Source organism: Tritonibacter sp. SIMBA_163 (genome assembly GCF_046535935.1).
In the GTDB taxonomy this organism is placed as follows: Bacteria; Pseudomonadota; Alphaproteobacteria; order Rhodobacterales; family Rhodobacteraceae; genus Epibacterium; species Epibacterium scottomollicae.
Map to the genome: position 1 here is coordinate 110,037 of NZ_JAWJBP010000007.1, position 26,626 is coordinate 136,662.

Below are 26,626 nucleotides of genomic sequence, written 5' to 3' on the forward strand. Positions count from 1 at the left end.
CGGGTCTCTCTTTTCATATGATCACCGGCAGACTCGCCCGGTTTTCACGCATTTGTCCAGCAGCGCGAATGTAAAACATCACGAAAGGCGCGCTAATTCTTGACTGAGTGTCATCTGCTGTTAGCGTGAGTTTGACCAGATGGTCAAATGTCAGACCGAAAGGCCCGATAATTCCACTGGACGAGACATAAGCCACTGACCCAGGCTGCACCAGCCACAATAAACCCGTTCCGCGAGATGAGAATGGGGCAGACGACAGGGAAGGAAGCGTAAAATGACGACGCTTGGACAGAATCTGAAAATCGACGGCGACCGGCTGTGGGACAGCCTGATGGAGATGGCCAAGATCGGCCCCGGCATCGCGGGCGGCAACAATCGCCAGACGCTGACAGACGAAGACGCCGAGGGCCGCGCCCTGTTCCAATCCTGGTGCGAGGCCGCGGGCATGACCATGGGGCTGGACACGATGGGCAACATGTTTGCCACCCGGGCGGGCGAAGATCCTGACGCGCTGCCGGTCTACATGGGCTCGCATCTCGACACCCAGCCGACGGGCGGCAAATACGATGGTGTGCTTGGCGTGCTTGGCGGGCTGGAAGTGATCCGCACCATGAACGACCTTGGCGTGAAGACCAAACACCCCATCGTGGTCACCAACTGGACCAATGAGGAGGGCACCCGCTTTGCCCCCGCTATGCTGGCCTCCGGGGTCTTTGCTGGCAAACACACGCAGGACTGGGCCTACGGGCGTGAGGATGCCGAGGGAAAGAGCTTTGGCGCGGAGCTGAAGCGCATCGGTTGGGTCGGTGATGAGGCGGTCGGCGCGCGCAAGATGCATGCGATGTTCGAGCTCCACATCGAGCAGGGGCCGATTCTCGAAGCTGAGAAGAAGGACATTGGCGTCGTGACCCACGGGCAGGGGCTCTGGTGGTTGCAATGCACGGTGACCGGTAAGGACGCGCACACGGGTTCGACCCCGATGAATATGCGGGTGAACGCGGGCCTTGGCATGGCGCGGATGACAGAGGCGGCGCATGAGATCGCCATGGCGCATCAACCACATGCGGTGGGTGCGGTCGGGCATTGCGACGTCTATCCGAACTCTCGCAACGTGATCCCCGGCAAGGTGGTGTTCACCGTCGACTTCCGCACCCCGGATCTGGAAAAGCTGACCTCGATGCGGTCGCAATTCGAGGCCAAGGCTGCCGAGATCGCCGAAGAGCTGGGCCTCGGGCTGGAGATCGAGCCGGTGGGGCATTTTGATCCTGTCACCTTTGATCCCGGTTGTGTCTCGGCGGTGCGCAATGCCGCCGAACGTCTGGGCTACAGCCATATGGATATCGTCTCGGGCGCTGGCCACGATGCCTGCTGGATCAACGATGTGGCGCCGACGGCGATGATCATGTGCCCCTGTGTCGATGGGCTCAGCCACAATGAGGCCGAGGATATCTCGCAGGAATGGGCGGCAGCGGGCACCGATGTGATGCTGCATGCGGTGCTGGAGACGGCAGAGATCGTCGCCTGACCGCACAGGAACAAGGGGGCGCCGCCCCCGCCGCGCCGTTTGCAGGCGCGCCTCTCCCGGGGTATTCAGAGCCACAAGAAGCCGGCCCGGGGATGACAGACAACAGCGCGACAGGCGCTGGACCACAGGGAGATAACAATGACCAAAGTCATCAAGAACGGCACTATCGTGACCGCGGATCTGACCTATAAGGCGGATGTGCTGGTCGAGGGCGGAGTCATCACCGAAATCGGCCCGGATCTGAAGGGCGACGAGGTGCTGGACGCCACCGGCTGCTACGTGATGCCGGGCGGGATTGATCCGCATACCCATCTGGAGATGCCCTTCATGGGCACCTATTCCACAGATGATTTCGAAAGCGGCACCCGCGCAGGTCTGGCGGGCGGCACCACCATGGTGGTGGATTTCGCACTGCCGCAGCCGGGCGAGAGCCTGCTGGAAGCGCTGAAACGCTGGGATAACAAATCCACGCGGGCGAACTGCGACTATTCCTTCCATATGGCGGTCACCTGGTGGGGTGAGCAGGTCTTTGACGAGATGAAGACCGTGATCGAGACGCGTGGCATCAACACATTCAAGCATTTCATGGCCTACAAGGGCGCCTTGATGGTGAACGACGATGAGCTCTATTCGTCCTTCCAGCGGCTGTCGGAGCTGGGCGGCATTGCCATGGTGCATGCTGAAAACGGCGATGTGGTCGCCGAACTCAGCGCGAAACTCCTGGCGCAGGGCAACACCGGCCCCGAGGCGCACGCCTATTCCCGCCCGCCACAGGTGGAGGGCGAGGCCACCAACCGTGCCATCATGATCGCCGATATGGCGGGCGTGCCGCTCTATGTGGTGCACACCTCCTGCGAGGACAGCCACGAGGCCATCCGCCGTGCGCGCATGCAAGGCAAACGGGTCTGGGGCGAGCCGCTGATCCAGCATCTGACGCTGGATGAGAGCGAGTATTTCAACGCCGACTGGGATCATGCCGCGCGCCGGGTGATGTCGCCGCCGTTCCGTAGCAAGCAGCATCAGGACAGCCTCTGGGCTGGCCTGCAGTCCGGATCGTTGTCGGTGGTGGCCACGGATCATTGCGCCTTCTCGACCGAGCAGAAACGCTATGGCGTGGGGGATTTCACCAAGATCCCCAATGGCACCGGCGGGCTTGAGGACCGTATGCCGATGCTCTGGACCCATGGGGTTGAGACCGGGCGCCTGACGCCAAATGAATTTGTCGCCGTGACCTCGACCAATATCGCCAAGATCCTGAACTGCTACCCTAAGAAAGGCGCGGTACTGGTCGGCGCCGATGCGGATCTGGTGGTCTGGGATCCGAAGAAGACCAAAACGATCTCGGCGGCGTCGCAGCAATCTGCCATTGATTACAACGTTTTTGAGGGCAAGGAGGTCAAGGGCCTGCCACGCTATACGCTGACACGCGGCCAAGTCGCGGTGATGGATGGCGAGATCAAGACCCAGGAGGGGCACGGCAAGTTCGTTGAGCGCGCGCCCAACACCACGGTCAACACCGCCCTGTCCACCTGGAAGGACCTGACCGCACCGCGCCCCGTCGAACGCAGCGGCATCCCCGCCACCGGCGTCTAAGCGCAATATAGCGGGGGCCTCGGGTCCCCGTTTGTCTGACCAAGGCTATGAAATGAATATGCAAATGACCTCCCAGGTAGACAGCGCCTCCGACGCCGCCCAGGCCGGCCCCGTGATCGAAGCCCGTGATCTGAACCTTGTGTTCGGATCCGGCGAGACGTCGGTGCATGCGTTGAAAGACATCAATCTCAATATCAACAAGGGGGAGTTCGTCTCCTTCATCGGCCCGTCGGGCTGTGGCAAGACCACATTCCTACGCTGCGTGGCGGCGCTGGAAACCCCGACGGGGGGCAGCCTGTCGGTGAACGGCATGACGCCGGAGCAGGCCCGCCAGAGCCGTGCCTATGGCTACGTGTTCCAGGCGGCGGGGCTGTATCCGTGGCGGACCATCGCTAAGAACATCAAGCTACCACTTGAAATCATGGGATATTCCAAGGCCGAACAAGACCAGCGTGTGGCCGAGGTGCTGGAGCTGGTAGAGCTTGCGGGCTTTGGCGGCAAGTTTCCCTGGCAGCTGTCGGGTGGCATGCAACAGCGGGCGTCCATCGCCCGCGCACTGGCCTTCGATGCGGATCTATTGCTGATGGACGAACCCTTCGGGGCGCTGGACGAGATCGTGCGCGACCACCTCAACGAACAGCTGCTGAAGCTCTGGGCGCGGACCAACAAGACCATCGGCTTTGTCACCCACTCAATCCCCGAGGCGGTCTATCTGTCGACCAAGATCGTGGTGATGTCGCCGCGTCCGGGCCGCATCCATGAGGTGATCGAAAGCACATTGCCCAGGGAACGCCCGCTGGATATCCGCGATACGCCGGAGTTCATCGAGATCGCCCATCGTGTTCGCGAAGGTCTGCGCGCGGGGCATGGCCATGACTGACCGAAACATCCGGGAGGCGCGCGCATGAAGACCGTTGTAGCCGTCCTCACCGTTGTCGCCGCCATTGTCGGCCTGTGGTATATCGCCTGCGTGCCGATGAACATCAAAGGTGTGCTGGACGCCGCAGAGCGCGCCGGGGAGCAGGTCGAACCGGCCACCGCCAGAGAGCGCCGGGAGGCTTCCGCCCTTGGTTTGGTGGCGCAGAACAGCTTTGCCATAGACCGCGTCTGGTCGGTGGATCGACCGCGCTTGCCCGCGCCACATCAGGTGGTGGTGGAGCTGTGGCAGACCACCGTGATGAAGAAGATCACCTCCAAACGCAGCCTGATCTACCACGCGCAGGTGACGCTGTCGGCGACCCTCTTGGGGTTTGCCATCGGCACAGGGCTGGGCATTCTCTTGGCCGTGGGCATCGTGCACTCAAGGGTGATGGACATGTCGGTGATGCCCTGGGCCATCGTCAGTCAGACCATCCCGATCATCGCGCTGGCGCCGATGATCATCGTGGTGCTCTATTCCATCGGCGTCCAGGGGCTGTTGCCCAAGGCGATCATCGCCGCCTATCTGAGCTTTTTCCCGGTGGTGGTGGGTATGGTGAAGGGGCTGCGCAGCCCTGATCACATGCAGCTCGACCTGATGAAGACCTATTTTGCCTCTGGCAATCAAGTGTTCTGGAAACTGCGGCTGCCGTCTTCGATGCCCTATCTCTTTACCTCGCTGAAAATCGGCATCGCGGCGTCGCTGGTCGGAGCGATCGTGGGGGAGTTGCCCACCGGTGCCGTGGCGGGGCTTGGCGCGCGCTTGCTGGCGGGCAGCTACTACGGGCAGACCGTACAGATCTGGTCGGCGCTGTTTGCTGCCGCGATTCTGGCGGCCTTGCTGGTTGCGCTGCTGGGGCTGATTGAGCGCGTCTTGCTTGGACGCATGGGGGTGAAGGCATGATGACTGTTGCAAAAACGGGCGCGGCCCCCACAGCGCAGGTGCGGCCTCCTTTGTGTGTTAGACAGAAAAAAGGGGCGCAGTGATGGAATTGGTGTTTCTTGCGTTTCTCGTCTGGTGTGCGGGCTGGTGGATCAACGCACGTCTGGCCAATGGACCGCGCGCTGATACGCGGGCCGTCGGCCTGCTGGTGCCGGTGATCTTTGGCCTTACCATACTGCTGGTGTGGGAGCTGCTGGTGCGCGGACTGGACGTTCCGCTGGTGATCCTGCCCGCACCCACGCTGATCGCGGTGCGGTTTGCGGATAGCCTGTCGATCCTGTGGCAGGACTTTGCCCAGACGATCCTGAAAGGCGCGCTTGGCGGCTATGTCATCGGCTGCAGCGCGGCCTTTGTGACTGCTATTCTGGTGGATCGCAGCGATTTCCTGCGTCGCGGCCTGTTGCCTGTCGGCAATTTCGTGGCGGCCCTGCCCATCGTTGGCACCGCGCCGATTCTGGTGATGTGGTTCGGGTTTGACTGGCACTCCAAGGCCGCCGTGGTTGTGGTCATGGTGTTCTTCCCGATGCTGGTGAACACCGTGGCGGGGCTGCGCGAAGCCTCCGAGATGCAGCGCGACCTGATGCACACCTATGCGGCCTCCTACTGGCAGAGCTTGTTGAAACTGCGCTTGCCTGCGGCTTTGCCGTTCGTGTTCAACGGGTTGAAGATTTCCACCACACTGGCGCTTGTCGGCGCGATCGTGGCAGAGTTCTTTGGCTCGCCCACTGTCGGTATGGGCTTTCGCATTTCCACCTCGGTCGGTCAGCTGGCGCTGGACATGGTCTGGGCCGAGATCGTGGTGGCGGCCCTGGCCGGGTCACTGTTCTACGGCCTGATTGCGGCGCTGGAGAAGGCCTTGACCTTCTGGCACCCGTCGCAACGCGGGGCGTGAATTCTGCGCCTCCGCATCCTGCGGGGGCGCATTCAAATTTGGGCGCAAGTATCTGGAAAAGAGGGATAAACTCCCCGACCGGGCTGTGCTCAATACCTGCGCATTTTTAGGTTTTCCTGCGGTCTTGACGCGAAAAACCTTTGATCGAAGCACCCGTTTCGCGCAGGCTTTCACTATAATCAACAGGGAGTTCAAACATATGAAACAAGTGCTCACAGCCGCCGCCATGGCACTGATGGCCGCCTCTGGCGCCCACGCCGCGGATGAGGTCAAACTGCAACTCAAATGGGTCACGCAGGCCCAATTCGCGGGCTATTACGTGGCCCTCGACAAAGGGTTCTACGGCGAGGAAGACCTCGACGTGACCATCCTGCCGGGCGGACCTGACATTGCACCAACACAGGTGATCGCAGGCGGTGGTGCTGATGTCACCGTGGAATGGATGCCAGCCGCGCTGGCGGCGCGCGAAAAGGGTCTGCCGCTGGTCAATATCGCCCAGCCGTTCAAATCCTCCGGCATGATGCTGACATGCTGGAAAGACACCGGCATTTCGGAACCCGCCGATCTTGCTGACCGCACCCTTGGTGTCTGGTTCTTCGGCAATGAATTTCCGTTCATGAGCTGGATGGGCAAGCTGGGGATCTCGACAGAGGGCAAGGGGCCCGAGGGCGTCGAGGTGCTGAAACAGGGCTTCAACGTTGACCCGCTGCTGCAACGTCAGGCCGATTGCATTTCCACCATGACCTATAATGAATACTGGCAGGTGATCGACGCCGGTGTGGCCGAGGATGAGCTGGTCACCTTCAAATATGAGGATCAGGGCGTCGCGACGCTGGAAGACGGGCTTTATGTCCTTGAGGAAAACCTCGAGGATCCGGAGTTTGTTGGCAAGATGGAGCGGTTTGTTCGGGCTTCGATGAAGGGCTGGAAATACGCGGAAGAAAACCCTGATGAGGCGGCGGATATTGTACTCGACAACGATGCGTCCGGCGCGCAGACGGAAGTCCACCAGAAGCGCATGATGCGCGAAGTGGCCAAGCTGACCTCCGGCAGCAATGGTGCGCTTGATGCGGCGGATTATGAACGCACCGTGGAAACCCTGCTGACCGGCGGCTCCGATCCGGTGATCACCAAGACGCCTGAAGGGGCATGGACCCATGCAATCTCTGATGCAGCACTCAATTAAGGTCTGAACTTTCGTTGAGACGAGGGCTCCCGTGTGAGGGAGCGAGCGCGCCCATCCGCATTTGCGGGTGGGCGCCGTCAATTCTAAGAAAAAGTAACTTTCTGTTAAGGGTCTAGGCGCTTCACTTGATGTGTGCGGGGCATCTGCCGCCCCGCGTTCTGGGGGGATAGAATGTCCCATTTAACAAGTAGTTTGTGTTTCTGCGGCGCGGCGACGTCTGCGGGTGATCGCCGCTCCGCATCATTGGAGCGCGCCTGTCTTGAGGCGCGGCTCAGCAGCCAGATGGGGGGCGGGGCTCAGGCGCTGGTGCTTTACTTCAACGTCCCCATGCCCCGGCATCCGCCGAACCTTCGGCGCGGGGCCTACGCGGTCACGAATGTCTCTGTCTGCACACGCGCATGTCTGTCATCAGAAGATGTCTTGGACGCGCTTGCGCATGGGTTCCAGAAGGTGTTCCTGGAACTGTCTCCGGATATCAGGTTGATACATCATCAATTGAAACTCGTCGAAGATCTGGCGGCCTGTCCTGGCCTGAAGGGTGCGGTCGCGCTGTTTCATTCGGACTCCGCACTGGGGAGCTTGCTTGACGACGCGGAGGCCATTGCCGGTCACATCGGGCCAAGCAACCCGGGGCTGGCGCCTGCCGCTGCGCCGGAGGCACAGGGATGTGTCAGTATAACCCAAGGCTGTACCCTGTGCGGCCAATGTGAGTGGGCCTGTCCGACCGGAGCGATTCACCTTGGTGAGGAGGGTCAGACACTCGAAATCCGGGACAACCAATGCACGGGCTGCGGTCTGTGCGCCTCAGCCTGCCCGGAGCGCGTGTTGGCCATTCAGCCGCTTGCGCCGGTAAGGCGGCGGGCCTGACGGTCTTTGCCTAGTCGGTGAAACGGCCGTATCTGCCTTGGTGAAAAACCAATCCAGCGCCAAGATCGCCGCGCTGGCTGACCCGCAGGACCTCCCCGACAAGGATCGTATGATCGCCTCCGGGGTGGGCCGCATGGTGAGTGCAATCAAGGCGCACCAGAGCCTGCGCCAGCGCTGGCACGCCTTCGGGGCTTTGGACCCAGTCATGGGTGTCGAACACTTCGCCATTGCGGGCAAAATGCAGCGCCGTGTCTATATCGCGCTCTGCCATGACATGGATCGAGAAATGCGCTGCGTCGACAAATGGATCGTGGCGTTTCGACTGCAGGGCTGGGCACCACAGAACCAGAGGAGGCGCCAGCGAGACGGAGGTGAAGCTGTTGGCGGTGATGGCCAACGGACCACGTTTGGTCTCGGTGGTGACCACGATGACGCCAGTGGCAAAACAACCGAGTGCGGCACGCATCTCAGTGAGCGTATCAGGGCCGGGCGTGAAGCTGGTTTGGGTCATGTATCGTGAAATCCGTCTATCGTGCTCTGTGCCAGGTCGGGCGCCTGCGCGCGTTGCGCTCTTATTTCAATGACCGGCACAAGATGCAAAAGAAAAGACCCCGGTCCAGAACCGGGATCTTTCAATCAGAGCAGTCTGCCTCGTTTGATCGGGTCAGTCGATGACAGACTGAACGACCGAGGACATCTCGCTGGCAACCTTGTCGATATCGGCCATGGCGTTGATCGATGTCAGAACGCCAGCCTCGTCGTAGTAGCTGATCAGCGGCGCGGTCTGCGCGTGATACGCTTCCAGTCGACTGGCCACCGTCTCGGCCCGGTCGTCGGCGCGGCGGGTCAGCTCGGTGCAGCCACATTTGGCGCAGCTGCCATCCGCCAGCGGTGGCTTGAAGGTGTCGTGATAGCCTTCGCCGCAGCCAGAACAGGTGGAGCGCCCCGAAATTCGGTCGACCATGGCGCTGTCATCGACCTTCAGGCTGATCGCGGCGTTGATGCGCTGGCCGGTGGAGGCCAGCAGATCGTCCAGCGCCTTAGCCTGCACCGTGGTGCGCGGGAAACCGTCGAGGATGACGCCGTTGCGGCAGTCCTCCTCCGCCATGCGGTCGTTCAGGATCGCGATCACGATCTCGTCCGAGACCAGATCGCCCGCGTCCATCACCGCCTTGGCCTGCTTGCCGGCGGGGGTGCCGGCGGCCACCGCGGCGCGCAGCAGGTCGCCGGTGGAAAGCTGCACAAGGCCGAACCGGTCCTGCAGCATCCGCGCCTGGGTGCCCTTGCCTGCGCCGGGCGGGCCGAGCAAGATCAAGACCGCGGGGCGGGTCATCACGTCTACACTCATGTTGGTCATCCCTTCGCCGTGCGGTTTGCAATCAGATCATCGACTACCGAAGGATCGGCCAGTGTCGAGGTATCGCCGAGGCTGCCGAAATCATTCTCGGCGATCTTGCGCAGAATCCGGCGCATGATCTTGCCGGAGCGGGTCTTGGGCAGGCCCGGCGCCCATTGGATCACATCTGGCGAGGCGATCGGACCGATTTCAGTGCGCACCCATTGGCGCAGCTCCTTGACCAGCTCGTCCGAGGGCTCGCGGTCATTCATCAGCGTCACATAGCAGTAGATGCCCTGGCCCTTGATCTCATGCGGGTAGCCCACCACGGCGGCCTCAGCCACGGCGGCATGCGCCACCAGCGCGCTTTCAACCTCGGCGGTGCCCATGCGGTGACCGGAGACGTTGATCACATCATCGACGCGACCGGTGATCCAGTAATCGCCATCCGCGTCGCGGCGGCACCCGTCGCCGGTGAAGTAATAGCCCTTGTAGTCGGAGAAATAAGTCTTCTCAAAGCGCTCGTGATCGCCCCAGACCGTGCGCATCTGACCGGGCCAGCTGGATTTGATGCAGAGCACGCCCTCGACATCATTGCCTTCGATCTCTGCGCCCGATTGCGGGTCAAGCACCACTGGCTCGATACCGAAGAACGGCTTCATCGCAGACCCCGGCTTGGTCGCATGGGCGCCCGGCAGCGGCGTCATCAGGTGACCGCCGGTTTCGGTCTGCCACCAGGTGTCGACGATGGGGCATTTACCCTTGCCGACCACGTCATTGTACCAATTCCAGGCCTCCGGGTTGATCGGCTCACCCACCGTGCCCAGAACCTTGAGGTCGGAGAGGTCGTATTTCTCTACGAATTCAGGACCCTGACCCATCAACGCGCGGATCGCGGTGGGGGCGGTATAGAACTGGTTGACCTTGTGTTTCTCGCAGACAGCCCAGAACCGGCCCGCGTCAGGGTAGGTGGGGACGCCCTCGAACATCAGCGTCGTGGCGCCATTGGCCAGCGGGCCGTAGACGATGTAGCTATGGCCGGTGACCCAGCCCACATCCGCAGTACACCAGTAGATGTCGCCGTCGTGATAGTCGAAAGTCACCTCATGGGTCAGCGCCGCATAAGTCAGATAGCCGCCGGTGGTATGCACCACGCCCTTGGGCTGCCCGGTGGAGCCGGAGGTGTAGAGGATGAACAGCGGATCCTCGGCATTCATTTCGGCGGGCTTGTTGTAATCGTTCGCCTCCAGCGCCATCTCGTTGTAGTCGTAATCGCGCCCGTCGACCCATGTGGTCTGACCGCCGGTGCGCTTCACAACGAGGCATTTCACGCTTTCCTTGCAATGCAGCAGCGCCGCATCGGCGTTGGATTTCAGAGGTGTCTTGCGACCACCGCGCGGCGCCTCATCGGCGGTAATGAGCACCTTGGCGTCACATCCGTTCACCCGCGCTGACAGCGCATCCGGAGAGAATCCGGCAAATACGATGGAGTGGATCGCACCAATGCGGGCGCAGGCCAGCATCGCATAGGCGGCCTCCGGGATCATCGGCAGGTAGATCACCACGCGGTCGCCTTTGCGTACGCCCATACTCTCCAGGATGTTGGCCATCCGGCAAGTCTTCAGGTGCAGCTCTTTGTAGGAGATATGCTTGGCCGCTTCGTTCGGGTCATCGGGCTCCCAGATGATTGCGGTCTGCTCAGCGCGCGTGTCCAGATGGCGATCAATGCAGTTGGCAGCAACGTTCAGCGTGCCATCTTCGAACCATTTGATGTCAACGTTGCCAAAGTCGTAGGAGACATTCTTGACCTTGCTGAACGGTTTGATCCAGGTGATCCGTTCGGCCTGTTCGGCCCAGAACTTATCCGGATCTTCCAGCGATTGCGCATACCGCGCGTCATACTTGGCCGCATCCACATGGGCGTTCTTCACGATGTCCTCAGACGGCGGGTACACAGCGCTCTCGGGCGTGGTCATGGAATGTCCTCCCTCCAATATTCTCTTGCGCGTGATCTCCACATGGAAGCGCGCAAAGAGTCAAACGATCTCCAACCTCGGGCGTGATAATAAGCAAAGTTGAAAAGATGTGAATAAACATCGCGAAAATAAGGGCTTGCTTGTAAATCAATTTCCGATGACAGGGGCTGAGTTGTAAATCAAAGCACGAATTTGACGATTTTTACATGAGAAGACGCGCTTTTACTGTCAATTTCATACCCTGTCACGCATGAAAACTGCGCCGTAGTTTGCGGCGCGCATCGGTGTTTCGAGGTGTGATGTGCCGGGCTTCGTCTATGCCGTATGGGCGCGATGGCCGGTATCTCGGGACTTTTCACATTCATCGGCTGTGGTGGATTTCGTCATCGCACTCAGACAGCCGCATGGCCGCGCAGTGTGAGCGCCCTCTATGTCGAGGCAGGAACGAAACGCTCGTAGGTGTCCGGATTACCCGCTTGGGTGAAGCCATGCTTTGGAAAAAATGGTCGTGTCGATAGCGGTGGTGCTATGGGAGGTTATTTTAAAACAAATGGTTATGCGGTGAACTTTCTCTGAGCCGTAAACCTGAAGCTCGTTCGCGCACAGGGTTTGGGATTCTGCCTGAGTGCCCGGTCGAGCGACCAATGGGGTGAGCGAGGAGTACTGCCGTGATAGGATACGCGCATGCTACGCGGCTCTTGGTGGTGGCGCAGGCAGATGAAACCCGGCAGCATCCAGTCCCGCCCGACCAATAACCGGCCGGGCAGGCGGGACGAGAGGGAAGCGACGCCGAGACGACGTCGTCGCGATCAGGTCCCTGTGCGCAGCTCAGGTGCCGGCGCCGTTGGGCTCTCTCCCGTAGATGGGGCTTCGGCAACTACAACGCCTTCTTCCGTCACAAACTTTGCCATCTGCCGTGACATTTCCTTGGCATCGCTGGCCAGTGTCTGGCTGGCGGCGGTGGTCTGTTCCACCATGGCCGCATTGTGTTGTGTGACTTCATCAAGGTGACCGATGCCGGTGTTGATTTCGGCCAAAGTGATGGATTGCTCTTCGGTTCCGCGCGCGATGTCACTTACATTTTCAGAGATCGAATTGACGCTGGTTACGATTTCTTCCAGTTCGGTTCCTGTGCGACCAACGAGGGTTACGCCCTCGGACACATGTTGCGCACTTTGATCGATCAGCCCTTTGATTTCTCCAGCCGCGTCAGCCGAGCGCAGCGCAAGACCGCGCACTTCGGAGGCCACGACGGCAAAGCCACGACCGGCTTCTCCTGCGCGAGCGGCCTCGACGCCCGCGTTGAGCGCCAGGAGGTTGGTCTGAAATGCGATGTCATCGATGACGGAGATGATCTTGGAAATGCTCTGCGACGAGGTTTCGATCTTCGACATGGCTTCGACCGCGTCGCGCACAACTTGGCCGCTCTTTTCGGCAGTGTTGCGCGCGTTTTGAACGTTGCCCTCGACCTCCTTGGCGCCATCTGCGGCAGAGCGCACGGTTGCCGTCAGCTCTTCGATGGCTGCGGCGGTCTGTTCCAGCGTTGCAGCCTGGTTTTCCGTGCGTTGCGACAGCTCGGAGGAGGACTCGTTCATTTGCCCGGCAGTGCGTTCCACGCCGTGTGCCACATCGCCGACGGTCCTGATCGCATTTTTCAGGGCGTCCACGGCCTCGTTATAGGCGCTCGACAGTCTGCCGATATCTTCCAATTCAGATGGAGCGCAGCGATGGGTCAGGTTGCCGTCGCGCAGCTGTTCGAGCGCGGATGCGATGCCGAGGATCTCCATGCGGCGCTTGGTAATGTCGTTGGCAATCTTGATGATACGCTCAACCGTGCCATCTTCGGCGATAATAGGGGCATATGTTGCCATGATCCAGACAACCTTTCCCCCCTTGCCAAGTCGTGGAAACTGATCCGTTTGCGGAATCCCGTCCGCCAGATCTTGCCACATTTGGCGGTATCGGTCGGATTTGACGAAACTCGGGTAGACAAACATGCTGTGATGCTTGCCCTGAATTTCGTCCAGTGAATATCCCATTGCTTCGAGAAAGTTATCATTCGCTCGAATGATGGTACCGTCGGTCTCAAACTCGATAACAGCTTGTGTCCGTTCAATCATCTCGCGCAACTTACGGTCATCATTCTGACTGGATTGGGCGGTTTCTCGGGACTTTCGCAAAAACATGTACATGTACCACTTCGTCAGTGTCTACGTCCGAAAACGGACTGGCGTGTGACTCTGGGTAGCAAAAAGATCCTAACAGATCCCTTCTGCGCGAGCGTCTAAAACGCGCTGGTTTCGATAAATCGAAACGCATCAGGGGTCGCTCTCTCGGTCCGGCAGGAGATTTCACTGCTTGGAGTGCCTGGTTCGGATGTGAAACGTGGTGGCGGGGTGGCGTTCAAACCACAACACATTCCAATTGTTCGAAAATAGCCGATTTCCAATTGTACCAGTGCAAGTGCTCTGCAAGGTGGATGCGGCAAATCTGGACAAAATCGCATGAAGATCAGCACGATAACGAACTGGGCCTATGGTGTAACCGTGGTTCTCACGGCGGTTTCGGGTATCGCGTTTATCGCGGCCGCCAATAGTGCGCGCGAGGAACGCCGCGCGGTTAGCGTACATCTTGCTCTGAATGAGCTGGGTGAGGAGCTGGCAATCGGCGCCGAGCTGCGTACCGATGAGGTACGTCTTTATGTCATGCGCGGAGATCTCGCCCATTTGCAGGCTTTTGACGATGCGAACACGGTAGAGCACCAGCTTGAAGCGACTGCAAGAGCGGCTGCATCGCTGGGGGCGACGGAGGAGGAACAGGCGTTTCTAAAGCGGATCAACACCGATGTGGATGCGCTGGAAGACATGGAGCTGGAGGCGGTCAAGGCCTATCAGGCGGGCGATGCTGCAACCGCGCAAGAGATCCTATTCGGGGCTGAACATTATCGCGACCACGTCAAGCTGATCGACGATGTGCAACAGTTTCGCAGTATGGTGCGATCTCGTACCGACCAGGATCTGATCGCCGCGCAAGCGCGCAGCAACCTGTTCGGCCTTGCGGCCCGGATCATGCTGTCCTTCACCGCGGCGGTGTTTCTCGCTGTGCTCTATTTTGTTCTGCGGCGTCGGGTGTCACTGCCACTGTCGCGCATGACCGGCATTGTCAAACGTCTCGCCAGTCAGGATTTCGCGGTCGAGGTTCCCTTGGACGGACGTCGGGACGAGATTGGTGAGTTGAATTCGGCGATCCATATCTTCCGCGAGAACGGGCTGGAGCGGGAGCGTCTGGATGCGGAGCGGCGTCGGGATATCAAGATCAAGGATTTGATCTTGCAGATGATGCACCGGCTGCAGGCCTGCCAGTCCCTGTCGGAAATGGCGCGCGTGCTTGCATGTTATGCGCCGCAGATGTTTCCGGAGCTCTCTGGCGGGATCTTTCTACGAGATGACGAGACCGGTGCCTTGCAATGTGTCGCGCGTTGGCAGAGCGACCTGTCGCCATCGCAGGAGTTCGAAACTGAGGCGTGCTGGGGGCTGCGCCGGGGACGTACCCATGGCAGTAACTTTGACGAGGGCGAGGATATGCGCTGCGCCCACCTCGGCGCGGGCAAGGCCGCAGCCTTGTGCATTCCGCTTTCCGCCCAGGGCGATACGGTGGGATTGCTGAGCTTCGACGCCCGTGGGGGCGACGCCAAGATGATCCGGGACGATCAGCTGTATCTGGAGCTGATCGCGGAGAATATCGCTCTGACGGCGGTGAACTTGAAACTGCGCGATCAGATGACGCAGCTGGTGGAACGTGATCCGCTCACCGGGTTGCTCAACCGGCGCTCCCTCGATGCAGCGCTCATACGATACGCGACAGGGCGGTTGATGGCGCCGTTGGCCTGCTTGATGCTCGATATCGACTGGTTCAAACGCTTCAATGACGAGTTCGGTCATGATGCCGGTGATGCGGTAATGCAGTCCTTTTCCGGCATCCTGGCCCGCATCACAGAGGGGCATGGCACCTGCTATCGCTTTGGGGGCGAAGAGTTTGTGGTCCTTCTGCCGGGCTACGACTCAGAGCGTGCGCATCAGTTGGCAGAGGATGTTCGCCAGAGCGTGGCAAGCACCTCCTTTTCCTTCCGGGGGCAGCATATAGACGGGATCACCGTTTCCATTGGACTTGCGATTGCAAACGCAGGCGATAGCACAGAGACGCTGCGTGCCCGCGCGGATGCCGCATTGCTGCGGGCCAAGGCGGCGGGCCGCAATCGGGTCGAGATCAGTGCAGCAGATGGGGTGGAGAGCGAACAGCCGCGGTGAGACCCGGTCTGGTCTAGTGGATCAGCGCGTCGGCGCCCGCAGCAAGCGAGGTCAGGATCACCACCGTGAGCAGGACTGAGGCCGCTCCGAGGAGCAGACCCAGCATGGCAACCAAGCCATCACGCTCAACCAGCCCGACGCCAAACACGAACAGCGCGATCGCCGGAAACCACCCGCTCAGCGGCACTGGGATGAACAGCGCAAAGGCAATCAGGAACAGCAGCAGTCCAAGAGGGCGATCATACCGCCGGGCAAAAAGCATCGTTACGCGCGGGGTCAGGATCCGCTCGATCCGTCGGGTAATGGGACGCAGACGTAACACCGTGTGGCGCATCTTGCTCTGGTCCAGACGCAGCCGGGCGAGCGGACCGGGCAGGCTAACATACCGGTAGCCAAGCATCATCTGCCCGGTGGTCACCAGAAGGGGCAGCGCGGTGATCAGCGTTGAACCGGGGGGGAGCGGGAGTAGCGTCAGCAATGAAAACACCACGATCGCCCAGCCAAATGATCGCTCCCCAAGGCCAGAGAGAAGGCTTCCGAGGGTGAGCGCGCCGGTCTGATGCTGGCTGCGAAGCGTGCGCAGTATGGGCAACGATAAGGACGGCCGATGTCGTATCCCGTCCTTGCGTCGCATCGAATCCCTCGCTTCTTTGTCCCCCCGATATCGTCTTTTGATCGCCTGTTTTCAATCACCTAACGTCGCTGAGCGCATTTTAGCCCAAGACAACCAAGGCACCGATCGCGGTCAGTGCAACAGATGCGGCGTCCACCCCGCCGCTTCTGCCTTGGCGGAGGTCGCATCTCTCGAACGCTCCGATCACGTCAGACCGGTTTCTGGCGCGCATGCGTTTTAGACCGCGCCGGGCCGTTGTTAGGCCGGACTGTTCGATGCGCCCCTCAGGTAGGCCCCGGCCAAAAGGTCCTCGTAATCTCTGGTCCAAGTCTTCGTGTCGAACAGTGCGCAAGAGCTGCGGTTCCGCCGGAGGGTGTGTTTCAGCGCGTTGATCTCGTGAGGTGAGACGGCCAGACGAACGGCCTGGTCGACATAGTCTTCGAGCGAGTTTGTCGACAATTCCGGAACGCCGGCGGCCGAGAGAATACTGGTCGCAACACGCGCAGAGAACTGACGCCCGCACAGCGTGAGTAGGGGAACCCCGGCCCAGAGCGCGTCGGACGCGGTTGTGTGGGCGTTATAGGCAAAACAATCGAGGCAGAGATCAACCTGCGCCAGTCGTTCGATATGCGCCGTCTGCGTCATTATTCCGCAAGGCAAGATCCGTGATGGATCAATCTCGTGACGGCGTGCCTGCCGCGCAAGCTCGACCGAAAGGTCATGCGCGCCGGTATAAAACAGAAGGACGGCGTCGGGCACCTGCCGCAGGATGTTCATCCAGACCCCAAATTCCCGTGGTCCGACCTTATGCGGGTGGTTGAAATTCGCAAAAATGAACTTGTCTTCCGGCAGGTCGTATTTTGCCCGCAGATTGTCTGCCTCGGGCACAGGGCGCGTATTGTCATTGGGCTGATAGCATATGGGCATGCGAAGGATCTGCTCGTTGTAAAACCTCTCCTCCGCCGCCGGTATGGTAATAGGATCGGCAATCATGAAGTCGATTTCACGGATGGCTGTTGTGCCCGGAAAGCCCAGGAACGACACTTGCATCGGGGCGATGCGATGTTCGAAAAGGACGGGGCGACAGTCGGTCGTCAGCCCCTTGAGGTCGACCGCTATGTCGAGTTGATCTGACCTCGCCAGCGTGATCGCCTCGGCATCGTCGATCTGTGAGATGTCGTGATAGATATCGGCAAAATCGCGTATCAGCGTGTGATAGCGGCTCTGTGGTTGCGGGAGGAAGTCATAAACATAGAACTCAAACCGCGTCCGATCATGTGCTTTGAGCATCCCGGCAATCAGATGCATGGTCGCATGTTCGCAAAAGTCGGCGGAGAAATAGCCGATCCGCAGTTTGCCGGGCGGGGCCTTTGGCGCATGGTCCGCGCTCCGCGCAACCGCTGCACTGGGTTGCGAGTGAGCCTGCTGCACCTCTGGATCGTCGATGAACGACAGCAGCATCAGTGGATCGATCAGGCGTCCGCTCTTCAGCGTGGTGCGGATGCCCTGGTCTTCCTGCGCCTCATCCGTCCAGCGCAGAAAACGACGGCGCAGTCGAAGCGCCCAGGGCAATGCAAGCGGGCAGTTCGGGTCAATCACAAGCGCACGTTCCAGCACATCGAGCGCCGCGGCATCCTTGCCGGCGTCATGCAGGCGAAGGCCAAGAGCCGCCAGGAAAATAGGGTGATCGCCTGCGATATCAGCGGCTTGTTGCTGGGCCTGCAGGGCGTCTTCGACGCGATCGGGCAAGCGCGACAGGATCTCAGAAAGGTAATGATAGCTGAGAGCTGTTTCACCTTCTTCGACGAGAGACCGCTGCATCATCCCCTCAGCATGCAAAAACGCGCCCCCCCGCAAAAGAGCAACGGCCTGTTCATATAGGGGACGAGAGGTGCCTCGCGAGAAAGGGACAGTCATTCAATGAAACCCTTGGGTTTGACGTTAGCCGGGGCTGTGTGATGGGGCGGTCGAGCGCCTCCTCCTGACGGGGTGTGGTTGGTTCTGCCAGAGTGCCATATGCGTCTTTGGGAATTGGTATGACGGCAAAGGATTAAAAAACGCATAGCGGGCAGGGGGCGAGGACCGACAATTTGGCGTGTACTGCCGCGATCACGATGTCGTTGGCAGCGCGCCGTGCCCGAGCGAAAACTCCAAGTTTTCCCCGCGAGTACCGCGACATGCCTTGTGAGTTGCACGGTTGGCACCCTCGCCGAATATGTGTGAGTTTGAGGGTGAAAGTGACAAATCTTTAAATTATAGTTAAAGACAGCAGTCAAAATCCCCGACCGATCCACGGTTGCCCCTAGCGCGTGAACGCATTCAATATGGCGATTTATTACAACTACACTCAGACGATCTTCGGCACGCAAAGCGCCGTGAACGGATCCGGGTTTACCTATAATGTTGCGCCGCCTCGGGGGGCTATCTGGAGTTATTCCGGTAGCACCACCTCGCATGTTGTCCGCGAAGAAGATGACAACGCCATCAATTACAACGGCGACCCGACAAACGAAACGGTCTCTCCAAGCCAGGTGATCGGCCAGCCCGGACAGCAGACCACAAATATCGGTGGCACCGAACGGCATGCCATCATGGATTATGTGTTCGAGGTCAGCGACGGGACGAACGTCTATCAGATCGGCGTTGTTGATGTTGACCTGAACAATGATGCGGATCTTAATGATGCGGGGGAGGATGGCTATTACCTCGTCTTTATCGGCGATGTGCCGCCCCCGGACACGCCGCTCAGAAGCCTGGGTATCGATAGCAACAGCGACGCCTATTCCCATGCCAGCGTTGGTGGGGTTCTGGTCTGTTTCGCGGCGGGCACGCTGATCGAGACGCACATGGGCCAGACCGCGGTAGAGCGCCTCAAAGCGGGCGATCTGGTGATGACCCGCGACGCCGGACTACAGAAGATCCGCTGGATCGGTTCCCGCACGGTAAGCGCGGCGGCACTTGTTGCGGACCCGAAACTCTACCCGATCCGGATCAAAGCGGGCGCCCTTGGCAATGATACCCCGTCCCGTGATCTTCTGGTGTCACCGCAACACCGGGTGCTTGTGCGGTCCAAGATCGCGCAGCGCATGTTTGGCACCAACGAGGTTCTGGCGGCGGCGAAACAGCTCTTGGAAGCCAAGGGCATTGACGTTGCAACGGATATCAGTGACGTCACATATTACCACTTCACCTTCGACACGCATCAGATTGTCACCTCGAACGGGGCCCAGACAGAGTCGCTCTACCTTGGGCCGATGGCGGTTCAAGGCATCAGTGCCGAGGCGCGGGAGGAGATATTTTCGATCTTTCCGCAACTGCGCGCACGGTCCGGTTTTTGCGCCCCCGACGGCGCACGTCTCTTGCTGAATGGCCGTCAGGCCCGTTCTCTCGCCGCGCGTCATGTCAAGAACAACAAGGCGCTGGTTTTATAGGCCGAAAAACGGGGCAGGGCGGTGAGGACTGTCTAAGTGGCAGGCGTTCTCATGCCCCGCGCGCGGTCTGGCAGGTTTTGGGGGACACAAACATCCTTTGCTCTGATCGTTATTGACTGGAAGGCTGTGGACTGAACGCTGCAATTGCGCCAGGCAGAAAAACCCTGGCCGGAGCATCTGGCCAGGGTTTCGATGTCCTTGGGTGACATTGGACGGTCAGGCGACGGTCAGACGTCCGTCCAGCGTGGCTGCGTCGGCGCTGATCCCACCGTCCTGACGGATCTGAGCGATGATCTCATTGCGATAGACCAGACCGCTTTCCTCATACTCCAGACCACGCAGGTCCATGCCCTGGATCTGACCGGGCACCCCTGCGCCGATGGCCTTGCCATTCCAGGCCTCGGAGAACCCGCCAAGCCGAACATAGCTGTTGAAGGCCACCCGGAACTGGCGTTCGGACATGCTGTCGAGCGGCTGACCGTGCAGGGTGATGTCCTCGGCACGGGCGTCCGCCACCGTGTCGCCCAGCACGAGGCGATAGCGCAAGCCGTCAGAGAAATGCAGGAAGCCACGCGAGATGAAACCGCTGAAATCGAGGGCGTCGGCCTCCTCTGGGCGCACAATCCGCTTGGCGTTGGATTGCAGCATTTCGTGGATCTGCGCGCCCGTCATGGTGGCGATATGCACCTGGTCGGCATAGGGCATCACATCATACCAATCGCCAAAGGACAGCGGTCCCTGCGCCACACCGGACAGGATCGCGGTGGCGTTGAACAGAGCCAGGTCGACCGTGCCATTGGCAAAACCATCCGAGCGTTTCACCAGCGCGTCGTTCATGAAGTTCAGCAGCGCATTTTCCCCGACATAGCGTTCCGCTTCGACGGTGGCGGTGCTGACGGCGTTGCCTGCGGTGACGGTGCCGATGGCCTCGGCCAGCTTGCTTTGCAGTGCCAGACGCAGCGGCGCGACATGGGCCTCTTCAAATGCGGCGTCGTAATCGTCCTCTTTCTCAAGAGTATCGAACTTCGGATCATCGGTGGCGACCCGATCATCGCGGGACTTGATCGGATGCAGGCCGACATGGGTAAACCAGCCTGTGCGGCCCTGGTCCGCAGCCAGCGACATTGTGATTTCGCCCAGATACTTGCCGTTTGCCTCGGCCTGCGTCATCAGCACACCATCGATGACGTTGTCGGGGTTCAGGCCTTCGGCGTTCAGGCGGGTGTGAGAATGCCCCCCGATCAGGACCACCGGCTTGTCCGTCAGCGGACCTGCTGCGGCGGCGATGTCGAAATCGCCCTCTCCGATCATGCGGTCCGCACCCGCCTTGCCCGAGCGGCTCTGGCCGGTGCCATAGCCGCAGTGGGACAGGATCACCACCACATCGCAGATCTGCGACAGCGCGGGGAGGACATTGCGGACGGCCTCGACCGGGCTTGCGACGCCCATGTCGGGGTCATCTGGCTGACCGATGCGGGTGTCGACCTGAGTGGTCAGCCCGATAAAGCCGATACGCATGCCTTTCACTTCCGCCACCGCGGCAGAGGTGTAGTCGCGGTCACGCGCGATATGCGCGGAGCTGTGGACATTGGCCGACAGCAGCGGGAAACGGGCATCCTTTTCGATGCCGAGGCGCAGCATTTCCGCACCGCGATCAAATTCATGGTTTCCGAGAACCGCGACATCGACACCTGCGGCTGAGTTCACGCGGTAGCCCGCATCCGCGACGAATTCCTCGGGCTCCCAGCCCAGCAGCTCATCAAAGACCGAACCGGTATGATCGTCGCCGCCGCCCAGCAACAGCACGACCTCGTTCTCGGCGGCAGCAGCGCGGGTCTCCTGCATACGACGCACGATCTGGGACATGCGGTGCGTGTCACCGCGCTTGTCGTGCATATCGGTGATGTGGTTGTGCATATCATTGAAATGCATCAGCCGCAGCACGCGCCGCGCACCAGACTCCATCGTCGGCGCGGGCACGGGGTTGCCGGTTTCCGTCACGATCTTGCGGATCGGGCCGGCAAGCGGGTCGCCGTGCAACAGGAACAGACGTTCTATCGTGCCATGAGGGTTTGGTGTTGCCGGCACCATCAGCAGCTCGCCCGCGGCCGCCTGCGCATTGGCGCGAAAGGCGATGATCGAGGAGAATGCGGCAAGACCTGCTGCACTGGAGGTGAGAAACGCGCGGCGCGACAGGGCGGAATTGGCTTTGGGCACGAATTTTGTCCTTTTGGTAAAAGTGTCAGCCGCGTCTTTAACTTCGATGTTCAAAGGATATGTGACAGAGCCATGTCGAACTTGTGAACTTATTGATATTGCTACGGAAATATGGGTTTTGATCTGTCTAGCGAGTACTCTTGCGTTTCTACGCATGACCCTGAGCATTCTCGACAAGCGCTCTGATGTTTTTGGATCTCGATTTTATCAATTGCTCGGCATGTCGTTTCTTGTCGAAAGTACGGTTCTCCCGGTCGCGCTCTCCCTTTCGTACAATGTTAATTTGTGCCAGATAGGCCTTCGAGCCATCGGCTCTCACAGCTTCAACGACTGGCATGTCCCAGACTCTCCCCGAACAATTCCCATCATTTTTAGGTGGACGCGCCAGAACATGCAAAAATATGCAATAATCGGCTAGTTTGACGGTCAAGGAAATCTTACGATGAGCAAGGAAATCGCAGGAAAATCAGGGCTTTGGCGGTCTGCGCGGTTGTCGGTGGCGCCTATGATGGATAGTTGCGGTATTAATTTTTTCGCAATTTAAACAACGCGTTGTGCTTGGTGTTTGTTCTGCGTTGGGGATCTGTTGGGGATTGCGCCCTGTTCAGGGGGCTGAATGGGATCAACGCAACGGATTGGGGAGGGTATTCGAAGAAGATGTTCATGGCTTCGATTGGCTTCTTTCTAGCGTACATAGTGGTCTAGTCTTGATCGCTAAATTCAAGGGCAGGGAACGTTGCGACCGCCTCGAAGTAATGATGCATTGATTGGTCAGCAGGCACGAAGGGTCCTGCGCCTTCATTCGTGCCAGACGCAGCGCACGACTGGAACTAGTCCATAAATATGTTCCTTCAGGTTGCGACGTAAAACTGGCACCTACGGATAGGAGCCAGCTTACAATTCATTCCTATTAGCCTTGACTTGATGCGGAGGAAGAAATCATAAAAATTCTGGATCTATAACTGCTTCTAGCGTTTGGACGATGTCCATAAATAACTGAGAGCTATCTCTTGCCTTCGTTATATGTGAGCCATTCAAGCCATCTGATCCATTGCAATAGAAGATCGGCTTTTTCGCATCCATCGAGTAGGGAATCAGACTGTGTAGGTTTTGAATTTTACCTAGCTCAAAGTCACCTTCACCCCAGTCGATCACTTGACCAGAGGGTGATAACGTATCAATGATATTTTTCTTGATGGCGGGGAATAGTTCTTTCCCATATATTTCCCAGCCTTTAGTCATGCCTGTTGGGTTTGATCTGACATTATGCTGCTGTATGACATAACCGAGATATTTTGCTTTTCCGGCAGGAATTGGGAAACCTAGAGAGGTAGAGCTACTGTGTACTTGATCCCATCCTTGCCGCCATGCGGCTAGTTTCCTACCCAGATTTTCAGTTCCTTGCAGAGAAAATAAATCTGGAGCAACAGGGGTAATGAAATAGTCAGCAGACGCGAGAACTGAACGATTTAGAGCGCCTAGGTTCGGTCCGAGATCAATTAAAACTAGGTCTGCGTTCACCTTGGCGCCAGCGTTTAGAATGCAGCGATGAATTGCAGACTGTGCCCTTACGGCTGCCTCACTGCCACCACGAGCCGCGTTCCACGTGTCGCCGAGTGTATCTTCAAAATCAGTCAATTGAAGGTCGCCGGGAATGATATATAGTTCTCCCCTGCTATTAACGACACGTGAAGGCTTTCGATCTCTTATGTCGCCTAAACCTTGAAACACGGGCTCGATATTGCGGAATATACTGTTACCGTCTTTCGCCCAAGATTTCTTAATATCCTGATCTCGAAGACTATAGGCAGTGAGATTGCATTGGCTGTCACAATCGACCATGAGTACCGTTTTCCCACGTGCCGCAAGCAGGTGCGCGACGTGATACATGTACGTTGTTTTGCCAACACCGCCTTTGTTGTTGAAGATGGCGATTGTTTTCATGACTAATCCTTAAAAATATGCTTTGGGAAAGAACACTACTTTGAATGGTGAGTCTAGTGTTGATCACCAGACGAGAGAGCCGCTTTTGAGGCGCTGTTGTAGGAGAAGGCGTGGGCGACACCCTGAAACACAAAGATAGCTGTCTGCAGAGACTGACAGGATTTGCAAGGCCCGCTTTCCTGCGCGCTGCTTTCGCTCGTCCAAAGCGGAGCGAATTATGGTTTCTTGCTCAGCGGAATAGTGCTCATCACTGTAGGGGGTTCATGTCCTTTCCGCGACTGTATGCCTACCTCGATTGTCCTGTGTAAAGCCGTTTGGATGTCTCTATCAACTCCGGCCGACGTCCTGCACGACAAAGCTGCGAACCTGATGATGCTGAAGGCGTGCGTTGCTTCCGAGGTCGTGCAACTGATCACTGTCAGAAAGCCAGAGTGCGCGCTCCTCGGAGTTTAGGATCACTGGCGCGGGACGACCATCACGTATACCTGTCGCAAAACCTCAGAACACTTCCCATAGCGGGAGAACTATGCGAGAACATCCACATGAATTGGAGGAAATTCCATGGGCGCGAATTCTAAGATCGAGTGGACGACTCATACATTTAACCCGTGGTGGGGATGCACAAAAGTCTCTGAAGCTTGCAAGCATTGCTACGCCGAGACGTGGGCTAAGCGCGTGGGGCAAAATGTTTGGGGACCCAAACCTCAGCGCCGTGTAATGAGCAAGAATCATTGGATGCAACCGCTAAAATGGAACCGTGAGGCAGAAGGAGCAATTGAGCGGCCCCGCGTTTTTTGCGCCTCAATGGCTGACGTCTTTGAAGATCGAGAAGAACTGCTACCGCATCGCGCGCGCCTCTTTGAGCTTATCGAACAAACTCCAAACTTGGATTGGCTGCTCCTCACCAAGCGCCCGCAGAACGTTGATAAAATGGCAGTTTGGTCGACCCAATGGCCAGATAACGTTTGGCTCGGCACTACCGTCGAGATGCAGCATCGCGCCGAAGAACTTCTACCGTATCTTGAAGCGATCCCAGCTAAAGTGCGCTTTATCTCGGCTGAACCCTTACTTGGTCCGCTCTCAATTAGGCCTTGGCTTGGCTCAACGATTGATTGGGTGATTACAGGTGGCGAGAGTGGTCCGAAAGCGAGGCCAGCTTCACCCGAGTGGTTCCGTTCTCTTCACGAACAATGCATGGAAAGTGAGGTTGCATTCCATTTTAAACAGTGGGGCGACTGGGCGCCAGGACAAGGTGAAAATCTTCCAGCGCGCCGCATGAAGCACGCGCAAGATGGCACTAAGATGTTTCGTGTAGGAAAGAAGGCGGCAGGCCGTACCCTCGACGGCCTCCAGCATGATGGCTTGCCCAGAACGCGTTGGTCTGGATAACTACCTCTGGTAGAGCCAAGAGGATTCGATTTGAGCGATTTGTACAATGGGCGCGAGCAGAGCCACGCTAAGCATGATATTTTAAGAAGGTATCTAAAGCCATTTTCCAACAAAATACTTTCGGCATGGAAAAGCATAGATTTCATAGATGGCTTTTCTGGGCCATGGAAAAACGCCGATACCGAAAATTTGTCGGACACTTCGATTGGGATATCGCTTCGCACCCTCTCTGATGTCGCCGAGGCGAGAGGGCATTCGTCACAAGCACCTCAGATCAGATGCATTTTCAATGAAAAAGACCCCTGCACATATGCTCGCCTTGAAGAATTTATCGCGAGAGCTCGAGGTGAATTTCCATTGATTGAGATAAAAACGTTCCAGGGAGAGTTCTCAGAAAACGCAATCGCAATCCGAAAAGCTGCGAGTAATACCTACCAACTTTTGTTTGTTGATCCTACAGGGTATACAGGGTTTCCCCCGTCCGCTCTTAAACTTTTTGGCAACAGATCTAGCGAGATCATTGTAAACTTCATGCGCTCGTTCATGGAACGCTTTGTTACAGGCGATCATTCAGACAAAGAAGCAGCTCTTGTAGGGCTCGTCGGTGCAAAGCGAGCTCAGTATTTGCTAGATACCGGTGCCGGCATTAAGGACGTTGAAGCAGAATACCTGAAGATGCTACGTGCAGACTTAGGCTATCGATTTGCAGGCTTCTCTCCCATTCACAACCCGGACAAAGAACAGATTCACTTCAACTTGGCGTTCGCAACCAACCATCCAATGGGTATGGAGACCATGCGTACAGCAGAGTTTCAGGCTTTGTCAGATTATGATCGCCAGCGTTTCAACAAGAAGCAACCCCCGCAAGATGATCTTTTCGGAAGAATAGGTGAACAGTTGGATGTCACCGGGCCGTACCTGAGAACGCGAATGAGCCATTTAGAACGAGCGGACGGCGAGCTACTTAGGCTGCTCGCCCAGCACCCCGCTGGCCTAAAGTTTGATCAGCTATCTGCTCTCGTTCAGCAAGACCTCTATCTCCGTCGAACTGAACTCAAAGACAAATTGGTTGGCCTGACTTCTCGGGGAAAAATTGCGGAGGACTGGCGGGATGGACGTAAGAAAAAACCTGCTGAGACAGATCTTATTAGGAGCGTCGAGTAGAATTTTGAATGTCGATATTCTGACATTGTCAACTACTACTTCTCAGCCGCAGAAAACCTCCGCTCCCCGACTGGTCGAAAGATAGGTACGGTCGGATTGGGCTGTCCGCTCCCATTCTGACGCAAGTCTGCAATTGATGATGGTGAAGCACGCCTCCTCGCGAGGTTACGTTGTAGAAACCCATCCACAAGTGGTCGCCGCGTTGACCATAGTCTTCCACTCGCACATCACGCGCCGCCCTTTTTGTGTGACGAACTATAAGTACAAAAGCGTCCGTTGTCTTCGTCTACGAAAATTGAATCACCTCAATGTAAAGGATTCGTCG

The 26,626-nt window shown here is 58.3% G+C and carries 19 protein-coding genes; 11 read left to right on the plus strand and 8 right to left on the minus strand.

From position 1 onward, the window contains the following. Nucleotides 1-274 precede the first annotated feature (274 nt). From R0J92_RS12725 to R0J92_RS12755, 7 genes are all read left to right on the plus strand, one after another. Entirely contained in the window at nt 275-1,525 is a 1,251-nt protein-coding gene (locus R0J92_RS12725; RefSeq protein WP_317386397.1) for a Zn-dependent hydrolase, read from the plus strand. Nucleotides 1,526-1,663: 138 nt separating this feature from the next. Next, the gene (gene hydA, locus R0J92_RS12730; protein ID WP_411051926.1) at nt 1,664-3,118 is read left to right on the plus strand and encodes a dihydropyrimidinase; all 1,455 of its coding nucleotides are present in this window, start codon (nt 1,664-1,666) and stop codon (nt 3,116-3,118) included. A gap of 52 nt (nt 3,119-3,170) precedes the next feature. Further along, nucleotides 3,171-3,998: an ABC transporter ATP-binding protein gene (locus R0J92_RS12735; RefSeq protein ID WP_106164754.1), complete on the plus strand. Its 828-nt coding sequence runs from the start codon at nt 3,171-3,173 to the stop codon at nt 3,996-3,998. 24 nt (nt 3,999-4,022) lie between these two features. Continuing rightward, nucleotides 4,023-4,940, plus strand: coding sequence for an ABC transporter permease (locus tag R0J92_RS12740; RefSeq protein ID WP_106164753.1), 918 nt, complete (start codon nt 4,023-4,025; stop codon nt 4,938-4,940). A gap of 82 nt (nt 4,941-5,022) precedes the next feature. Beyond that, nucleotides 5,023-5,871 carry an ABC transporter permease gene (locus R0J92_RS12745; RefSeq protein WP_106164752.1) on the plus strand — a complete coding sequence of 283 codons (849 nt, stop codon included), beginning with the start codon at nt 5,023-5,025 and terminating at the stop codon, nt 5,869-5,871. Between the two features lie 199 nt (nt 5,872-6,070). Then, on the plus strand, nt 6,071-7,057 hold the full coding sequence (locus R0J92_RS12750) for an ABC transporter substrate-binding protein (RefSeq protein WP_411051927.1): 987 nt from the start codon (nt 6,071-6,073) through the stop codon (nt 7,055-7,057). Nucleotides 7,058-7,228: 171 nt separating this feature from the next. Further along, nucleotides 7,229-7,924 (plus strand): 4Fe-4S dicluster domain-containing protein, encoded by a 696-nt coding sequence (locus tag R0J92_RS12755; RefSeq protein ID WP_411051928.1) that lies wholly within the window; start codon nt 7,229-7,231, stop codon nt 7,922-7,924. 10 nt (nt 7,925-7,934) lie between these two features. Here the strand turns inward: R0J92_RS12755 and R0J92_RS12760 are convergent, their stop codons facing one another. The 4 genes from R0J92_RS12760 to R0J92_RS12775 form a co-directional block, all read right to left on the minus strand. Continuing rightward, complete coding sequence (locus R0J92_RS12760) at nt 7,935-8,435, minus strand: flavin reductase family protein (RefSeq protein WP_411051929.1); 501 nt, start codon at nt 8,433-8,435, stop codon at nt 7,935-7,937. A 153-nt stretch (nt 8,436-8,588) separates the two neighbouring features. After that, nucleotides 8,589-9,272: an adenylate kinase gene (locus tag R0J92_RS12765; RefSeq protein ID WP_106164859.1), complete on the minus strand. Its 684-nt coding sequence runs from the start codon at nt 9,270-9,272 to the stop codon at nt 8,589-8,591. Between the two features lie 5 nt (nt 9,273-9,277). Continuing rightward, nucleotides 9,278-11,236, minus strand: coding sequence for an acetate--CoA ligase (gene acs / locus R0J92_RS12770; protein WP_317386390.1), 1,959 nt, complete (start codon nt 11,234-11,236; stop codon nt 9,278-9,280). Nucleotides 11,237-12,045: 809 nt separating this feature from the next. Continuing rightward, entirely contained in the window at nt 12,046-13,422 is a 1,377-nt protein-coding gene (locus tag R0J92_RS12775) for a methyl-accepting chemotaxis protein (protein ID WP_411051967.1), read from the minus strand. A 318-nt stretch (nt 13,423-13,740) separates the two neighbouring features. Between R0J92_RS12775 and R0J92_RS12780 the strand changes: the two genes are divergently transcribed. Continuing rightward, on the plus strand, nt 13,741-15,543 hold the full coding sequence (locus tag R0J92_RS12780) for a diguanylate cyclase (RefSeq protein ID WP_411051930.1): 1,803 nt from the start codon (nt 13,741-13,743) through the stop codon (nt 15,541-15,543). A 13-nt stretch (nt 15,544-15,556) separates the two neighbouring features. Here R0J92_RS12780 and R0J92_RS12785 read toward each other — a convergent pair whose 3' ends face one another. Next, on the minus strand, nt 15,557-16,135 hold the full coding sequence (locus R0J92_RS12785; RefSeq protein ID WP_411051931.1) for an exopolysaccharide biosynthesis protein: 579 nt from the start codon (nt 16,133-16,135) through the stop codon (nt 15,557-15,559). 279 nt (nt 16,136-16,414) lie between these two features. Continuing rightward, nucleotides 16,415-17,980 carry a UDP-N-acetylglucosamine-peptide N-acetylglucosaminyltransferase gene (locus tag R0J92_RS12790; protein ID WP_411051932.1) on the minus strand — a complete coding sequence of 522 codons (1,566 nt, stop codon included), beginning with the start codon at nt 17,978-17,980 and terminating at the stop codon, nt 16,415-16,417. Between the two features lie 500 nt (nt 17,981-18,480). Between R0J92_RS12790 and R0J92_RS12795 the strand changes: the two genes are divergently transcribed. After that, nucleotides 18,481-19,587 carry a Hint domain-containing protein gene (locus R0J92_RS12795; protein WP_106164744.1) on the plus strand — a complete coding sequence of 369 codons (1,107 nt, stop codon included), beginning with the start codon at nt 18,481-18,483 and terminating at the stop codon, nt 19,585-19,587. A gap of 216 nt (nt 19,588-19,803) precedes the next feature. Here R0J92_RS12795 and R0J92_RS12800 read toward each other — a convergent pair whose 3' ends face one another. Continuing rightward, nucleotides 19,804-21,804, minus strand: coding sequence for a bifunctional metallophosphatase/5'-nucleotidase (locus R0J92_RS12800; RefSeq protein ID WP_411051933.1), 2,001 nt, complete (start codon nt 21,802-21,804; stop codon nt 19,804-19,806). 939 nt (nt 21,805-22,743) lie between these two features. Then, a complete protein-coding gene (locus R0J92_RS12805) occupies nt 22,744-23,748 on the minus strand; it encodes a ParA family protein (RefSeq protein ID WP_411051934.1) in 1,005 nt (334 codons plus the stop codon). Nucleotides 23,749-24,309: 561 nt separating this feature from the next. Between R0J92_RS12805 and R0J92_RS12810 the strand changes: the two genes are divergently transcribed. Together R0J92_RS12810 and tcmP are read left to right on the plus strand one after the other, a co-directional pair. Beyond that, on the plus strand, nt 24,310-25,137 hold the full coding sequence (locus R0J92_RS12810; protein ID WP_411051935.1) for a DUF5131 family protein: 828 nt from the start codon (nt 24,310-24,312) through the stop codon (nt 25,135-25,137). A 30-nt stretch (nt 25,138-25,167) separates the two neighbouring features. Beyond that, on the plus strand, nt 25,168-26,301 hold the full coding sequence (gene tcmP / locus R0J92_RS12815; RefSeq protein ID WP_411051936.1) for a three-Cys-motif partner protein TcmP: 1,134 nt from the start codon (nt 25,168-25,170) through the stop codon (nt 26,299-26,301). Nucleotides 26,302-26,626 lie beyond the last annotated feature (325 nt).

Excerpts from the sequence above, each read along its gene's own strand:
- R0J92_RS12725 (WP_317386397.1), top strand. The coding sequence starts at position 275 with ATGACGACGCTTGGACAGAATCTGAAAATCGACGGCGACCGGCTGTGG.
- hydA (WP_411051926.1), top strand. The coding sequence starts at position 1,664 with ATGACCAAAGTCATCAAGAACGGCACTATCGTGACCGCGGATCTGACC.
- R0J92_RS12735 (WP_106164754.1), top strand. The coding sequence starts at position 3,171 with ATGAATATGCAAATGACCTCCCAGGTAGACAGCGCCTCCGACGCCGCC.
- R0J92_RS12740 (WP_106164753.1), top strand. The coding sequence starts at position 4,023 with ATGAAGACCGTTGTAGCCGTCCTCACCGTTGTCGCCGCCATTGTCGGC.
- R0J92_RS12745 (WP_106164752.1), top strand. The coding sequence starts at position 5,023 with ATGGAATTGGTGTTTCTTGCGTTTCTCGTCTGGTGTGCGGGCTGGTGG.
- R0J92_RS12750 (WP_411051927.1), top strand. The coding sequence starts at position 6,071 with ATGAAACAAGTGCTCACAGCCGCCGCCATGGCACTGATGGCCGCCTCT.
- R0J92_RS12755 (WP_411051928.1), top strand. The coding sequence starts at position 7,229 with ATGTCCCATTTAACAAGTAGTTTGTGTTTCTGCGGCGCGGCGACGTCT.
- R0J92_RS12760 (WP_411051929.1), bottom strand. The coding sequence starts at position 8,435 with ATGACCCAAACCAGCTTCACGCCCGGCCCTGATACGCTCACTGAGATG.
- R0J92_RS12765 (WP_106164859.1), bottom strand. The coding sequence starts at position 9,272 with ATGAGTGTAGACGTGATGACCCGCCCCGCGGTCTTGATCTTGCTCGGC.
- acs (WP_317386390.1), bottom strand. The coding sequence starts at position 11,236 with ATGACCACGCCCGAGAGCGCTGTGTACCCGCCGTCTGAGGACATCGTG.
- R0J92_RS12775 (WP_411051967.1), bottom strand. The coding sequence starts at position 13,422 with ATGTTTTTGCGAAAGTCCCGAGAAACCGCCCAATCCAGTCAGAATGAT.
- R0J92_RS12780 (WP_411051930.1), top strand. The coding sequence starts at position 13,741 with ATGAAGATCAGCACGATAACGAACTGGGCCTATGGTGTAACCGTGGTT.
- R0J92_RS12790 (WP_411051932.1), bottom strand. The coding sequence starts at position 17,980 with ATGATGCAGCGGTCTCTCGTCGAAGAAGGTGAAACAGCTCTCAGCTAT.
- R0J92_RS12795 (WP_106164744.1), top strand. The coding sequence starts at position 18,481 with ATGGCGATTTATTACAACTACACTCAGACGATCTTCGGCACGCAAAGC.
- R0J92_RS12805 (WP_411051934.1), bottom strand. The coding sequence starts at position 23,748 with ATGAAAACAATCGCCATCTTCAACAACAAAGGCGGTGTTGGCAAAACA.
- R0J92_RS12810 (WP_411051935.1), top strand. The coding sequence starts at position 24,310 with ATGGGCGCGAATTCTAAGATCGAGTGGACGACTCATACATTTAACCCG.